We start from the raw sequence: 14,380 nt of genomic DNA on the forward strand, positions 1-14,380 counted from the left end.
TAAGTGCCTGTGACGGACGATATTCCGAGCCGCGATATCGCGAACTACGACCTGCCCGACGTGCTGACCGTGACGGGCAGCGGGCCGGTCCGGACGGTGACCATCAACCGTCCCGGCGAATTGAACGCCGTGAACGAACCGCTGCACTGGGCACTGGCCAATGTGTGGCGACAGCTGGCGGCCGACACCGCGGCGAAGGTCGTCGTCGTCACCGGCGCCGGGCGGGCCTTCAGCGCGGGTGGCGATCTGGACTGGATCACCTCCTTCCTCGACGATCCGGTGGCGCGGGAGGAAAGCCTGCGCGAAGGTGCGCAGATCATCGAGGAGATGTTGCGGTTCCCGCTGCCGGTGATCGCCGCGGTCAACGGCCCAGCCATGGGACTGGGCGCGAGCGTGGCCGTCCTGTCGGATGTGGTGTTGATGTCGCGCAGCGCGTATCTGGCCGATCCGCATGTGAGCGTGGGGCTGGTCGCCGGTGACGGGGGCGCGGCCTTCTGGCCGCTGCTCACCCCGCTGCTGCGCTCGCGCGTCTACCTCTACACCGGCGACCGCATCGACGCCCCGACCGCCGTCGACCTGGGATTGGCCACCTCGGTCTCCGAACCGGAGAACCTGCTGGACGACGCGTCGCGGCTGGCGCAGCGGCTCGCCGCGCAACCGGCGCCGGCGCTGCGAGCCACCAAGCGCGTGGCGAATATGTATCTGTCGCAGGCGCTCTCCGGTGCGATGCAGGCCGGATTCGCCGCCGAATCGGTCACCATGTGCTCACCCGAACATCGTGAACGGCTGCTGGCGCTGCGGCGCGCGGCGGCCCGGAGGTAGCCGATGGAGGCAGCGGCCGAATTCCGGGAGCAGGTGCGGCACTGGTGTGCGGCGAATATCCCGCCCGACTGGCGGGCGCGCCAGACCGGCGCCACCGACGCGGAATTCGTCGAATTTCAGCGGGAGTGGTTCCAGCGCCTGCGTGCCGCGGGCTTCGCGGTGCCGCACTGGCCGGGCGAGTGGGGCGGCGGCATGCCGGTCGCACAGCAGGCGGTGCTGTACTCCGAACTCGCCGCGCACGACGCGCCGCGGCTGGTGCTGGCGTTCGTCTCGATCCATCATGCGGCCGCGACGCTGCTGGCCGCGGGTACCGCCGCGCAACGCGAGCGGCATCTGCCCGCGATTCTGGACGGGGAGATCTGGTGTCAGGGCTTCTCCGAACCGGACGCCGGATCGGATATGGCGGCCTTGCGCACCTCCGCCCGCCGCCGCGGCGACAGCTACGTGGTCAACGGCCGCAAACTCTGGGCCAGCGGCGCGGCGTTCGCGGACTGGTGCCTGCTACTGGCCCGCACCGACCCGAAAGCTCCGCAGCGGCACGGTATTTCGTACTTCCTGCTCGATATGCGCTCGCCCGGAGTGGACGTGCGACCGATCCGGCAGGCCACCGGGGAGTGGCATTTCTGCGAGATCGTCCTCGACGACGTCGAGATTCCGGCGGCGAATCTCATCGGTCCCGAGCATGAGGGCTGGCAGGTGGCGCAGCGAACACTGGGCACCGAACGCGGGTTGACGATGCTCGAGCTGGCGGAACGGCTGGCGCACGGCGGTTTCCGGCGACTGGTCCAACTGTGCGCGCGACCGCGCCCCGGCGGCGGGTGTGCGCTGGACGATCCAGCGGTCGCCGACCGGGTGGCGCAGCTGGAAACCGAACTGACCGGCCTGCGGGGAATGTGCGCGGATCTGGTCGCGGCCGAGCGGCCCGGCCCGGCCGACGCCTCGATCGTGAAGCTGTACTACAGCGAACTGCTGCAGCGGATGACGGACTTCGGGACGGAGGTGGCCGGCGTGAGCGCCCATACGGTGCTGCGCAAACCGCGATCCAGCGGGTGGGAGTCGGGGGCCTGGATGCTCGATTTCCTCGGCTCGTGGGAGTGGACCATTCCCGGCGGCACCAGCGAGATCCAGCGCACCATCATCGGGGAACGCGGACTCGGCCTGCCCCGGGAACCGGTGGTGCCGCGATGACCGGACAGCTGTCGGAGCCGGTGACCGGCTTCGCGGAATTGCACGACGACCTGCGCGCGGTGGCACGGCGCGTACTCGGCGCGACCGCACCGGGCGAGCCACAGGACTGGACGCCGATCGCGGCCTCGGGGTGGCCGGGTCTCGAGGTGGCCCCCGAATTCGACGGTGCCGCCGCGACATTCGCCGAAGTGGCGGTGGTGCTGCGGGAAATGGGCCGCGCCCTCACCCGCAGCCCCTACGCCTCGATGGCGGTGCTGGCGCTGCCCGCGCTCGCCGCGGCGGCGCCGGGCGCCGCACGCGACCGGCTGTTGCGCGCGGCGGCCGACGGCGCGGCCGTGCCGATCGTGGTCGCGGGCGGGGAAGCCGCGCCGCCGTGGGGCGGGGCCGGCGGGTTCGCGCCGTTCCGGCTGGAGCGGCGCGACAACGCGATATACATCTGCGGTGCAACAGAATTCGTCGCCGACACCACCGTAGCGACCACCTTGTTGATTCCGGCGGCGGAACCGGACGGATCGACGGTTCTGGTGGCGGTATCACCCGGCGCACCCGGTATCGCGGTCGCCGAGCAGCCGATTCTCGACGGGACCCGCAGCGTCGGTGCGGTGCGCGCCGAGGACGCCCGCATCGGGGCGGAATCGGTGTGGCGCTGGGCCGATGCCGACCCGCTCCGAGCGCTGTTCGAGCGGGCCGCGCTGGCCACCGCCATCGACAGCGTCGGACTCGCCGAGGCGGCGCTGGACGCCACCGTCACCCATGTGCGCACCCGCGAACAATTCGGCCGCCCCGTCGGCTCGTTCCAGGCGGTGAAACACGCGTGCGCCGATATGCTCGTTGCCGTGCGCGTCGCCGGCCGGCTCGTCGACGACGCCATGGCCGCACATGTGCTGGGCGCCGCGGATGCGTGGATCGCGATCGCCCGAGCCAAATCCCACGCCTGTGCCGCCGCCGTCGACATCGCCGGAAAGGCCATGCAACTGCACGGCGGAATGGGATACACCTGGGAGAGCGGCATCCACCGCTACCTGGAACGCGCCACCCTCAACCGCGCGCTGTTCGGATCTCCGGCCGACCATCGGGCGCACCTCGCCCGCCGCTACCGGGATCCGGGCTTCACACCCTGAGGAGTGACTGCGGGTCAGCGGGCGGTCCACCCACCGTCGACGACGATGGTCTGGCCCGTCACGTAGCCCGCGGCGTCACCGGCCAGCCAGGCGACCGCGCCCACCACGTCCTCCGGTGTGCCGTGGCGCGGCAGGGGAGTGTTGCGGCGGAGGTATTCGCGGGGACGCTCGTTGTCGTAGAGCGGGGCGGTGATCTCGCTGCGGAAGAAGCCCGGCGCGACCGTGTTCACCCGGATGGAGTGGCGGGCCCACTGGACCGCCAATTCGGCTGTCAGACCGGACAATCCGGCCTTGCTGGCGGCGTAGGACGCCTGCGGGATGCCGGGGATGCCCACCCGGCCGCTGATCGAGGAGATGTTGACGATACTGCCGCGGCCGACCGCGCGCATATGCTCGAACACCGCCTGCGACAGCAGCAGCGGTGCGGCCAGATTCAGCTCCAGGGTGGACCGGATGGCGGGCAGCGGTTCGGCTTCCGCGCGTTCCTCGGTGAACATGGTGCCCGCCGCGTTGACCAGTATTTCCGGTGGACCGAGCCCGGCGGCCGTGGCCTCGGCGATGGCGCCGACCCGTTCCAGCTCCGACAGGTCGGCGGTGACGGCGAGGCCGTCGATCTCCTCGGCCAGTTCCTGCAGCCGATCACCCCGGCGCGCCACCACCGCTACCCGCGCGCCGAGTCCGGCGAGGGTGCGGGCCACGGCTGCCCCCAGGCCCGTCGACGCGCCGGTCACGATCGCGACCCGGCCCTTCAGGTCGAAGACGTCCGCCCCGCCGGAGTTGTGCTGTCCGGTCACCGCGTATTTCCTTTCGCCGCAGCAGGTTTCATGAGGTGCGCCGGACGTTCACGACGGTTCCCCGAGCCCTGCGGTCACCAGCGCCGCGAGTTCGGTGCGCTGGATCTTGCCCATCGCATTCACCGGCAGCGCCGGCACCCGAACCCAGCGCTCGGGCACCTTGTAGCTCGCGAGTTCGCGCCGGCACCAGGCCGTGAGCGCATCGAAATCCAGTGCCGGGCCGGAACTTTCGACGACAGCAGCGACGCGCTGGCCGAGCCGTTCGTCGGGTATCCCGCAGACCGCGGCCGCGGCCACTCCCGGATGTCCGGTGATGACGCGTTCCACCTCGAGCGGATAGACGTTCGCGCCGCCCCGGATGATCACCAGCTTCTTGCGGTCGATCACCCGCAGCCAGCCCTGCTCGTCCACGGTTCCGATATCGCCGGTCGGCAGCGGCGGCGGTTCGCCCGGACGTACCCGGCCGTCGGACCAATAGCCCAGCATCGGAGCCCATCGGCCCGCCCACGGCCCGGCCGGTGCGGAGGCCAGCCGGAGTTCACCCGGTTCACCGGCGGGCAGGCGGCGGCCCTCGTCGTCGTAGGCGGCGACGTCGAATTGCGGTGTCACCCTGCCGCTCGTACCCGGCCGCCACGCCGATCCGGGTGGGTCGATCGACACCACGGTCGGCGCCTCGGTGAGCCCGTAGGTGACCCGCGGAATCAGACCGTGCGCCTCGGCGAAGGCGTCGCGCACGGCGTCGGAGGTGTCGCCGCCGCCGCTCCACACCTCACGCAGCGAGCTCAGATCGGCGCTGCGGCGGGCCAGGTCGTAGAGCTGGGCGGGCGCTCCGTTCCACACCGTAACCCGATGCGCGGCAATCCATTCCGCCACGCCCTCGGCGTCGCGGCGATTCATGATCACCGCGGTCCCGCCCGCCTGCGCGGTGGTGAGAGTGGACAGGATCATCATGTTGAGAATGGTCAGGGCGAAACTGTCACCGCGGCGCAGATCCGGCCCCCAGCCGCGGGTCGCGACCGTGACCGCACCCGGCAGCAGCATTCCGCGCTGGGAATGCACGACCGCCTTGGGAACGCCGGAGGTGCCGCTGGTGAAGGCGATCCCGGCCGGCGCGTCGGGATCGGTCTCGACCCGTGGTGCCGGATCCGCCGCACGGAGCAGCCCGGCCCACCGGTCGGGATCGACCGCCCGTGCGACCCGCGCGTCGAATCGCGGCCCCGCCAGGACGACCGACGGCTCCACCAGATCGCACAGCAGTTGCTGTTCGGATTCCGCGGACGCCTCGCCGATTCCCGCCCATACCGCGCCGATCCGCTGCGCGCCGTGAAAGGCCGCCACGATGGGCAGGTCGTTGGGCAGACACGCCGCGACCCGATCGCCCGGGCGCACCCCCAGATGCCACAGCGCACCGGCCGCACGCGCCGCCGCGGCGTCGAGTTCGGCATACGTCCACGCCCCCGATGCCGCTTCGATCGCGGTGGCGTCGGGGCGGGTGGCCAGCACCGGATCGAGGATCGTGGCCACCGATGCGGGAATCCGCACGCCGTTGTTGTCACTGCCCACCGAACCTTGATATCACTATCCTTGTAAAGATTCATCAGATAGCCTGAAGATGTTGCCCCAGAGGCCCGTTCGCGACTCCGCGGCCGGTGGGCCTCGATTCAGCGTGCCCGGACGCCGTCGTCGCACCCGTCCGGGGCCGGTCGTCGTGCGGGGAGTGTCGAGCGAGGAGGCACCGATCATGCAGCCGTCGAACACCGCCGCCGGTCCGCTGGCGGGAGTGCGGGTCATCGACCTGACCGCCATGGTCATGGGCCCGTACTGCACTCAGATCATGGCCGATATGGGCGCGGAGGTGATCAAGGTCGAGCCGCCCGCCGGGGACAACACCCGCTACATCTCCGCCGGGCCGGAACCCGGCATGGGCGGGGTGTTCGTCAACGTCAACCGCGGTAAGCGCAGCGTGGTGCTGGATCTGCGCACCGAGCCCGGCAAGGCGGCGCTGCGCGACCTGATCCGCGGTGGCGACGTCTTCATCCATTCGATGCGCGGGCGGGCGATCGCGGCGCTGGGCTTCGACTATCCCGCGGTGGCGGCACTGAACCCGGCGATCGTCTACACCAACTGCTACGGCTACGGCCGCCGCGGCCCGGCCGCGGACCGCACCGCCTACGACGACACCGTCCAGGCCGAATGCGGACTGCCCTATGTGCAACAGCGCCTGACCGGCAACACCGCGTACGTCGGCACCATCATGGCCGACAAGGTGGCCGGCCTGACCGCCCTGTACGCGACGGTCATGGCGCTGTTCCACCGGGAACGCACCGGCGAGGGCCAAGAGGTCGAGGTCGCCATGTTCGAGACGATGGCGGCGTTCATGCTCGTGGAGCACGCCGCGGGCGCGCTGTTCGAACCGGCGCTCGCGCCGCCGGGATATCCCCGTGCGCTCACGCCCGACCGCAAGCCCTACCGCACCGCCGACGGATATCTCGCGGCGCTGGTCTACAACGACAAACAGTGGAACGCGTTCGTCGACGCGGTGCGCCCGCCCTGGGCCACATCCGAATTCGCCACCCTGGCGCAGCGCGCGGCGCGGATCGACGAGGTCTACGCCCTGCTGGCCGACACGTTCCGGGAACGCACGACACAGCAGTGGCTGGAGCTGCTCGGTGCGCTCGACATCCCCGCCGCGCCGGTGAATTCGCTGGAGGCGCTGTTCCACAATCCGCATCTCGAGGCGGTCGGCTTCTTCGAAACCGTCGATACGCCGAACGGTCCGGTGCGGTTCCCGGGGCCGCCCGCGTGGTTCTCCCGCACGCCCGGTCGCGTGGCCGGGCCGGCGCCGCGGCTGGGTGCGCACACCGCCGAACTCGTGGGCGATCGGGACAGCGGTTTCGCGCGCGCCGGTGAAAGCGGCGGCGCCGCATGACGGTCGTGCGCGATCCCGCGGATCTGGATCTGAGCGAATTCCTCCGGCCCGGCGACCATCTCGTGATCGGGCAGGCCTGCGGCGAACCGCCGACGCTGGTCGAAGCGCTGTTGCGGCAGGCCGCGGGCATCGGCGGGCTGAGCGCCTTCATCGCCACCAGCTTCTCCGGATCGTTCACCCCGGCCGCCACCGCGGGCCTGCGAATGTGCAGTATGGGCGCGATCGGCGCGCTGCGCGGCCTCACCGCCGCGCATGCGCTGGAGGTGATCGCCTGCCATGTGGGGCAGATCGGGCCGATGCTCGAATCCGGTGCGCTGCACTGCGATTGCGCCTTCGTTCAGGTCGCACCCGCCGACCGGCACGGCGACCACAGCCTCGGGCTGGTGAGCGACCATGTCGCCGCGGCGGTGCGCGCCGCGCGGGTGGTGGTCGCCGAGATCAACGAACAGGTGCCGTGGACCTACGGCGAATCGATTCCCGGCAGCGCGATCGACTACGCCGTCGAGGTCTCGCGACCACCGGTCACCGTCGCCCCGCCGCGGATCGGGGCCGTCGACGAGGCGATCGCCCGGCATGCGGCCGCCTACATCGGCGACGGCGCCGTGGTGCAGACCGGCATCGGCGCGGTGCCCGACGCGCTGTTCCGGATGCTGAGCGACCGGGTGGATCTCGGCGTCCATTCCGGGATGGTGGGCGACGGCCTGGTGGATCTGGTCGAGGCGGGCGCGATCACCAACGCGCGCAAGCCCATCGACACCGGCGTCTCGGTGACGGGTGCGCTCATCGGCACCCGCCGGCTCTACGATTTCGCCGATCGCAACCCGTCGATCCGCATGTGCCCGGCCACCTATACCCACGATGCCGCGGTGCTGGCCCGGCTCGACGATCTGGTGTCGATCAATTCCGCGGTGGAGGTCGACCTCACCGGACAGGTCAACGCCGAACAGCACGGAACCGCATATCTCGGTGGCACCGGCGGGCAGGTCGATTTCGTGCGCGGCGCGGCCCGCGCCCGCGGTGGGCACGCCATCATCGCACTGCCCGCCACCGCGAAGGGCGGCACCGTGAGCCGGATCAGCGCCACTCTGTCGGGTCCGGTCACCACCGCACGCAGCGAAACCGACATCGTCGTCACCGAATTCGGCGCGGCCGAGCTCGCGGGGCGCACGCTCGCCGAGCGGGCGCGCCGGTTGACCGCGATCGCCCATCCCGATTTCCGCGAAGACCTGGAACGGGCCGCGGCCGAGATCACGAAGCGAGGATTCTGAATGGCCGGCACACCCGCGACCGATGCGCCCGGCGGCGAGGCGGTGCTGTTCGACGCCCGCGCCGACGGCATCGCCGTCATCACCCTGAACCGCCCCGCCACCCGCAATTGCCTGGACGCCGACATCCGTGCGGGGCTGTTCGCCGCCTGGGACCGTTTCGAACACGACGCGGCGCTGCGGATCGCGATCCTCACCGGCGCGGGGGACAAGGCCTTCTGCGCCGGCGGTGATCTGAAGGAGATGGTCGCCACCGGGATGCAGGTGCCACCACGTGACATGTACCCGCTGCCGTACGACACCGTCGAGTTGTCGAAACCGACCATCGCCGCGGTGAACGGCGCCGCGTTCGCCGGCGGATGGATGATCGCGCAGGCCTGCGATCTGTGCGTCGCGGCGACGACCGCGCGTTTCGCGGTCACCGAGGTGAAGGTCGGCCGCAGTTCCCCGTGGGCGGCGCCGCTGATCCACATGATCCCGCAGCGCGTCATGATGGAGCTGCTCTTGACCGGCGCCCCCATCGACGCGCGGCGAGCCTACGAGATCGGCCTGGTCAATCGCCTCGCCGAACCCGAACGACTGCTGGACACCGCGATCGAGCTGGCTCGCGAAATCCTCAGCGGCGCACCGCTTTCGGTTCGCGCCGCCCGCGAGACGGTTATGCTCGCCACCGAGATGGGCCGTTCGGCGGCCCTGCAGGCGGCCCGCGCGGCCAGTGAACGCTGCTATCACAGCGAGGATGCGCAGGAGGGCCCGGCGGCCTTCGCCGCGCGCCGGGCACCGGTGTGGAAGGGGCGTTGACCGATGCCGGGCGGGTCGTGTCATGCGCCTGCCGCGTCGGATGTGACCTGCGGCAAAAGTCGGCACAAATGAGACCCTTGTCACACAGGCCAAACCGACCTACTGTGTGTTCAGTAGGTTGCTTCGACCAAAGGAGTTCGGTGTCCGGTCAGCGACGGCCAGCCAACGTTCGGGCCTACGACACGCTGCTCGCCAAGGGGGAGGAGCGCAAGCTGCGCATCCTCGCCGTGGCGCAGCGGATGCTCGCCCGCAACGGGTGGCGGTCGACCACGCTCGCGCAGATCGCCCGGGAGGCCGGAGTCACCCCGGCCGGGCTGCTGCACCACTTCGAATCGAAGGATCAACTGCTGCACGCGGTCCTGGAGGCCCGCGACACCGACGACGAACTGCATGCGGATCTGGAAGGTGAACTGCCCGAACAGATCGCCGGTGTCGCCGATCGCTTCCGCCGCGCACCCGATCTGATCGGCATGTACGCCGTGCTGCTGATCGAGAATCTGGAACCCGATGCGCCGCTGCACGATCGCCTGCTCGATCGCTACCGCGCGGCGACCGATCAGGTTGCCGACAGTATCCGGCGCGGACAGCGCTGCGGGCGCTACAGCGCCGATGTGGACCCTGCCGTCAAGGCTGTGGAGATAGTCGCTTTTCTCAATGGAATGGAAACGTCATGGCTGCTCGATCCCTCGATTCCACTGACCAAGGTGTTCCAGGAGTACGCTCGGTCGCTCGAACGCGAGCTGACGCGCAGCGACGTCCATTGAGGTACCGGCTGGGTGTGGTGGCGCCGACGGTGACCGAGGTGGTGCGCTGCGCCGGCGGCTGGCTGTTCGATCGCGGGATGGCGGGCTGGGAGGTCACCGTCATCGTCAACGATCCCACCCACGCCCGCGCGCTCGAGATTCTCGGCGCCGTGGTACTCGATATGGAGGATTCGCTGTCCTCGCCCGTCCACAGCCCGCACCCACACGCGGTGGCGCTGGCCGGCGAACTGTTCGAAACCGATCACCGCATTCGCTGCGGCGTCCTCGACACACTCGACCGCGGACTGTCCGAGGTCACGCTGCTCGGCGAGTTCTGTCCCGACGAACTCGACTGCCGGGTCGATACCGTGCAGCACCGATTGAGTGTCGCCGCACGGGCTTTCAAGCGCCAGGCCCTCGCCGCCGCGGGGATACCGGCCACCTCGGTGGCTCCGCTGGAGACCTTCCGCAGCGGAGCGCCGGTGTGGGCGCCGCCGGTGGATCTGGTGCCGGTGGCGGGTTAACCGCCCGCCCTGTCGCCGCCCTCGTCGATGTCGATGACGACCTTTCCGACCGCGTGCCCGTCGGCGACCAGCCGGAGGGCCGCGGCGGAGTCGGACAGCGCGAACCGGGCGCCGATATGCGGGCGCAGGCCGTCGGCCAGCAGTCGGCCGAGTTCGCGCTCGTTGCGATCGAATTCGGCCCGATCGATATCCTGGAACTGGAAGCCGAGCACGTGAATGCCCTTGACCAGCACCAGATTCAGCGGAATCCGGGGAACCGTGCCGGAGGCATAACCGACCGTGACGAAACGCCCGCCGCGGCGCAACGACCGCAGCGCCGGTTCGCTGAGCTCGCCGCCGACCGGATCGATGACCGCATCCGCGCCCCCCGGCAGCGCGGCACGTAACCCGTCGCGCAGATTCCCACCGCGGTGCTCGATCAGATGCGCGGCCCCGAGAGATCTCGCCACCTCGAGTTTGGCGGGGGAGGAGGCCACCGCGGTCACCGACAGCCGGAGCCGGGCACCGAGCGCGACCGCCGCCGACCCGACGCCACCCCCGGCGCCGAGCACGATCAGCTCCGCACCCGCCGACACCCGCGCTACCGACCGAATGCAGTGGTACGCAGTGCGATACGTGACACCGAAGGCGGCCGCGTCGGCGAAATCGACGCCGTCGGGAACGCGCGTCAGCTTGCCGGCCGGGACCGTGATCTGTTCGGCGAACGCGCCGTGCAGGCCGGTGCCGCACACGCGATCGCCGATCGCGATCGGCCCGCAGCCGGGACCGAGTGCGACGACCTCGCCGGCGAATTCGCTGCCCGGGACGAACGGTGGGGGCACGCTGATCTGATACTCGTTCGCCACGAGCAGGACATCGGGAAAGTTGACCGCGGCGGCGTGCACCCGCACCCGGGCCTCACCGGTGACCGGTTCGGGAACCGGCCGCTCCTCGATGCGGACCACCTCCGGTGGCCCGTACTCCGGGCACACCGCCGCGCGCATCCGGCTCACTTGCCCTGCCAGCGGGGTGTGCGGCGTTCCAGGAATGCGCGGGCGCCCTCCGTGGCGTCGGCGCTGGCGAAAACCGCGGTCTGCCAATGCTTCAGGCGTTCGGTGGCCGCGGCGTCGTCGGTGACCGCGAGGCGGGCGAGTTCCTTGGAGGCCGCCAAGCCGAGCGGTGCGTTGGCGGCGACAGTGGTCGCGAGGGCAACCGCGGTGTCGAGAACGTCCGCCGGTGCGGCTACCGCGTTCACCAGACCGATCCGTTCGGCGCGCTCGGCATCGATGAGCTGTCCGGTCAGCAGCAATTCGAGAGCGATGCCGAGGGGAATGCGCGTGCCGATACCGGTGCCACCGCCCGCGGCGAAAAGTCCACGCTTCACCTCGGGGAGCCCGAACTTCGCTGCCGCGGAGGCCACGATCACATCGCAGCCCATGAGCAGTTCCAGGCCGCCGCCCACCGCGGTGGCATTGGCGGCGCCGATGACCGGAACCGGCGTGCGGCCCGAAGCCATGCGGGCGTAGGCCTCGAGAGCGCTGCGTTCCTCGGGTGACGCCGCGTGTGTGCCGGAGCCGTCGGAGAATTCGCGCAGATCCATCCCGGCACAGAACGCGCGGTCGCCGGTACCGGTGAGCACCAGTGCGCGGATCTCCGGATCGGTTTCGGCGGTCAGCACCGCCGCGCCGAGACCGCGTAATACGCTGCCGTTGAGTGCGTTTCGCGCATCGGGACGGTTGATCCGCGCGATCAGCACCGCGTCGCGGCGCTCGACGACGACCTGGTCGGTGGATTCGGTGGTGCTCATCGGTACTCCGTACTCTCGGCGAGGTCGGCGGCCTCGCGCATCAACTTCGGCACGATCGGGCCGAAGGACTGCAATTTGACGTCGTCTCCGGCGCGCTGGAAACCGCGTTCCAGCACGATCGCCAGCTTCCATTTCGCCAGGATCAGGTAGTAGTCGAGGTCGTCGACCTGGCGGCCGGACACGTCCGCGTAGTGCGCGACCAGCTGGTCGCGCGACGGCATACCGCGCAGATCCACATAACTCACCCCCGCGGCCTCCGGTGCGGAGGTGTCCTCCGGCCAACTCTGCACCATCCAGGCGAGATCGAGTTTCGGATCGCCCACCGTTCCCATCTCCCAGTCGACCAGCGCCGCCAGCCGGGCGGGGGCGCCGTGTTCGAACATGACGTTGGCGAACTGGTAGTCACCGTGCATGAGGCCCGGGATGTAGTCGAGAGGCCGGTGCGCGCGCAGCCATGCGGTGGCCTCGGCCATCCCGTCGAGGTCGCGGCCGCGGTGGCGGGCGAAGAAGTCGGTCCAGCGCTGGACCTGCCGTTCGTGGAAGCCGTCGGGGCGGCCCAGATCCTGTAATCCCTTGGCGCGCCAGTCGACTCGCGACAGCAGGGCGATACCTTCGGCGAGCCGGTAGGCCAGGCCGGCCCGGGCGCCGAGGTCGGTGTCGAACGGCGCCGGCCAGCGTTTGCTGTCCATCGGCGACCAGCCGTCCACATAGCCCATCAGGTAGAAGGTGCGGCCCAGTACGGAATGGTCGGTGCAGACCGCGACGGCGGGCGTATGCGGCACGTCGGTGCCCTCGAGGGCAGCGGTGATCCGCCACTCCCGCTCGATCCCGGCGTCGCGTTCGGGTGGTGCGCCGGCGGGCGGGATGCGCAGGACGCAGCGATGGTCGCCGCGATCGATCAGATAGATCTCGTTCTGGGTGCCGCCGGAGAGGAACCGGGCCTGCGCCGGTTCGCCGCGGCCGGGCAGGTCGCGGGCGTCCATCCACTCGGCGAGGCGGGCGGTGTCGATCACTGGTTACCTACTTCGTGTTCGAGATAGTCGGCGAATTTCGCGCGCGCGGCGTCGAGCTTCTTCGGAATCCACTGGCTCGGCCACAGATCCTCGCTCGGGCGGTACTCGCGCAGTACCTGTTTGGCGACGGTGCCCTTGTGCACCTCGGTGGGCCCGTCGGCCAGCCCCATCACCCCGGCGCCGTGGATCATGGTGAAGAACGGCATCTCGTTGGTGACCCCGAGCGCACCGTGCACCTGCATCGCGCGCCAGGCGATGTCGTGCAGCACGGTCGGCATCACGACCTTCACCGCGGCGATGTCCTTGCGCACCTTGCGGTAGTCGTTGTATTTGTCGATCTCCCACGCGGTGTAGAGCACGAACAGCCGGAACTGTTGCAGCTGGGCGTAGGAATCGGCGATATAGCCCTGCACGAACTGTTTGTCCGACAACCGGCTGCCCGCCGTTTCGCGGCTCAGTGCCCGCTCGCACATCATGTCCAGGGCGCTGCGGGCCAGTCCGATGGTGCGCATGGCGTGATGGATGCGGCCACCGCCGAGCCGGGTCTGCGCGATGGCGAACGCCTGTCCGGCGCCGCCCAGCAGTGCCGAATCCGGCACGCGCACATTGTCGTAGTGGATCAGCGCGTGCGCGCCGCCGTCGAGCGGCTCGCCGTAGAGCCCGACATTGCGTTCGATGCGAACACCGGGAGTGTCGGTCGGAACCAGGAACATCGACATGCCTTGGTAGGCACTGACATTCGGATCGGTCACCACCATGACGATGAGAAAGGCTGCGGTGGCCGCGTTGGAGGAGAAGAACTTCCAGCCGTTGATGATCCAGTCGTCGCCGTCGCGCACGGCGGAGGTGGTGAACCGGGTCGGGTCGGCGCCGGCCTGCGGTTCGGTCATCGAATAGCTGGAGAACAGGTCACCCGCGAGCAGCGGCCGCAGGTAGCGCCGCTTCTGCTCCTCGGTGCCGAAATGCGCGATGATCTCGGCGTTGCCGGTATCGGGCGCCTGGCATCCGAAGATCACCGGCGCCCACGACGACCGCCCCAGAATCTCGTTCAGCAGCGCCAGTTTCAGCTGCCCGTAGCCCTGCCCGCCGAGATCGGGGCCCAGATGCGTGGCCCACAGCCCCTGGTCGCGCACCTGCTGTTTGAGCGGATCGAGCACGGCGCGGCGGGCCGGGTCCGGCGGCACGAACTGCTCGTGCGGCCAGATCAGGTCGAGCGGTTCGACCTCCTCGCGGACGAACGCATCGGCCCAGTCCAGCTTCCGCTGGAACTGCGGATCGGTCTCGAAGTCCCACGCCATTGCGCCTCCTCCCATTCGATGGAAATATAGTTCTCGTGATGAAGAATAACATTCTTGGCATGGCGACTGTCATTTCGGCGAGCGGGAACGGATGAG

Annotated in this window: 14 protein-coding genes; 8 read left to right on the forward strand and 6 right to left on the reverse strand. The window is 69.9% G+C overall.

Features of this window, described 5'->3' with window-relative positions; all coding sequences use genetic code 11:
* Window positions 1-3: 3 nt before the first annotated feature.
* Genes IG65_RS0125600 through IG65_RS0125610 form a run of 3 tightly spaced genes read left to right on the forward strand, consistent with a single transcriptional unit; the run spans window position 4 to window position 3,131 of the window.
* Window positions 4-822: an enoyl-CoA hydratase/isomerase family protein gene (locus tag IG65_RS0125600; RefSeq protein ID WP_231509421.1), complete on the forward strand. Its 819-nt coding sequence runs from the start codon at window positions 4-6 to the stop codon at window positions 820-822.
* A 3-nt stretch (window positions 823-825) separates the two neighbouring features.
* Window positions 826-2,010, forward strand: coding sequence for an acyl-CoA dehydrogenase family protein (locus tag IG65_RS0125605; protein WP_030517506.1), 1,185 nt, complete (start codon window positions 826-828; stop codon window positions 2,008-2,010).
* The gene (locus tag IG65_RS0125610; RefSeq protein ID WP_030517507.1) at window positions 2,007-3,131 is read left to right on the forward strand and encodes an acyl-CoA dehydrogenase family protein; all 1,125 of its coding nucleotides are present in this window, start codon (window positions 2,007-2,009) and stop codon (window positions 3,129-3,131) included. Before IG65_RS0125605 ends, IG65_RS0125610 begins: the two co-directional genes overlap by 4 nt.
* Window positions 3,132-3,145: 14 nt before the next feature.
* Here IG65_RS0125610 and IG65_RS0125615 read toward each other — a convergent pair whose 3' ends face one another.
* Both IG65_RS0125615 and IG65_RS0125620 read right to left on the reverse strand, forming a co-directional pair.
* The gene (locus tag IG65_RS0125615; RefSeq protein ID WP_030517508.1) at window positions 3,146-3,925 is read right to left on the reverse strand and encodes an SDR family NAD(P)-dependent oxidoreductase; all 780 of its coding nucleotides are present in this window, start codon (window positions 3,923-3,925) and stop codon (window positions 3,146-3,148) included.
* Window positions 3,926-3,973: 48 nt separating this feature from the next.
* Window positions 3,974-5,488: a class I adenylate-forming enzyme family protein gene (locus IG65_RS0125620; RefSeq protein ID WP_051756857.1), complete on the reverse strand. Its 1,515-nt coding sequence runs from the start codon at window positions 5,486-5,488 to the stop codon at window positions 3,974-3,976.
* 208 nt (window positions 5,489-5,696) lie between these two features.
* On the opposite strand from IG65_RS0125620, the gene IG65_RS0125625 reads away from it, so the two are divergent.
* The 5 genes from IG65_RS0125625 to IG65_RS0125645 all read left to right on the forward strand — a co-directional run bounded on the left by IG65_RS0125625 (window position 5,697) and on the right by IG65_RS0125645 (window position 10,187).
* Entirely contained in the window at window positions 5,697-6,854 is a 1,158-nt protein-coding gene (locus tag IG65_RS0125625) for a CaiB/BaiF CoA-transferase family protein (RefSeq protein WP_036525705.1), read from the forward strand.
* Window positions 6,851-8,122, forward strand: coding sequence for an acetyl-CoA hydrolase/transferase family protein (locus IG65_RS0125630; RefSeq protein ID WP_030517511.1), 1,272 nt, complete (start codon window positions 6,851-6,853; stop codon window positions 8,120-8,122). Before IG65_RS0125625 ends, IG65_RS0125630 begins: the two co-directional genes overlap by 4 nt.
* Window positions 8,123-8,920: an enoyl-CoA hydratase/isomerase family protein gene (locus IG65_RS0125635; protein WP_036525699.1), complete on the forward strand. Its 798-nt coding sequence runs from the start codon at window positions 8,123-8,125 to the stop codon at window positions 8,918-8,920. It begins immediately after the preceding gene.
* Between the two features lie 140 nt (window positions 8,921-9,060).
* On the forward strand, window positions 9,061-9,684 hold the full coding sequence (locus tag IG65_RS0125640; RefSeq protein ID WP_030517513.1) for a TetR/AcrR family transcriptional regulator: 624 nt from the start codon (window positions 9,061-9,063) through the stop codon (window positions 9,682-9,684).
* Window positions 9,681-10,187, forward strand: a complete 507-nt coding sequence (locus IG65_RS0125645) for a hypothetical protein (RefSeq protein ID WP_030517514.1) — start codon at window positions 9,681-9,683, stop codon at window positions 10,185-10,187. The genes IG65_RS0125640 and IG65_RS0125645 overlap by 4 nt, the downstream gene beginning before the upstream one ends.
* Here the strand turns inward: IG65_RS0125645 and IG65_RS0125650 are convergent.
* The 4 genes from IG65_RS0125650 to IG65_RS0125665 are packed head-to-tail and all read right to left on the reverse strand — an operon-like array spanning window position 10,184 to window position 14,284.
* Window positions 10,184-11,170, reverse strand: a complete 987-nt coding sequence (locus IG65_RS0125650) for an NADPH:quinone oxidoreductase family protein (RefSeq protein WP_030517515.1) — start codon at window positions 11,168-11,170, stop codon at window positions 10,184-10,186. The two genes, IG65_RS0125645 and IG65_RS0125650, sit on opposite strands and share 4 nt — an antisense overlap.
* Before the next feature lie 5 nt (window positions 11,171-11,175).
* Window positions 11,176-11,973 carry an enoyl-CoA hydratase/isomerase family protein gene (locus tag IG65_RS0125655; RefSeq protein ID WP_030517516.1) on the reverse strand — a complete coding sequence of 266 codons (798 nt, stop codon included), beginning with the start codon at window positions 11,971-11,973 and terminating at the stop codon, window positions 11,176-11,178.
* Window positions 11,970-12,986: a phosphotransferase family protein gene (locus IG65_RS0125660; protein WP_030517517.1), complete on the reverse strand. Its 1,017-nt coding sequence runs from the start codon at window positions 12,984-12,986 to the stop codon at window positions 11,970-11,972. The genes IG65_RS0125655 and IG65_RS0125660 overlap by 4 nt, the downstream gene beginning before the upstream one ends.
* Window positions 12,983-14,284, reverse strand: a complete 1,302-nt coding sequence (locus IG65_RS0125665) for an acyl-CoA dehydrogenase family protein (protein WP_030517518.1) — start codon at window positions 14,282-14,284, stop codon at window positions 12,983-12,985. Before IG65_RS0125665 ends, IG65_RS0125660 begins: the two co-directional genes overlap by 4 nt.
* Between the last annotated feature and the right edge of the window lie 96 nt (window positions 14,285-14,380).

It is taken from the genome of Nocardia sp. NRRL WC-3656, assembly GCF_000720265.1.
Lineage (GTDB): Bacteria > Actinomycetota > Actinomycetes > Mycobacteriales > Mycobacteriaceae > Nocardia > Nocardia nova.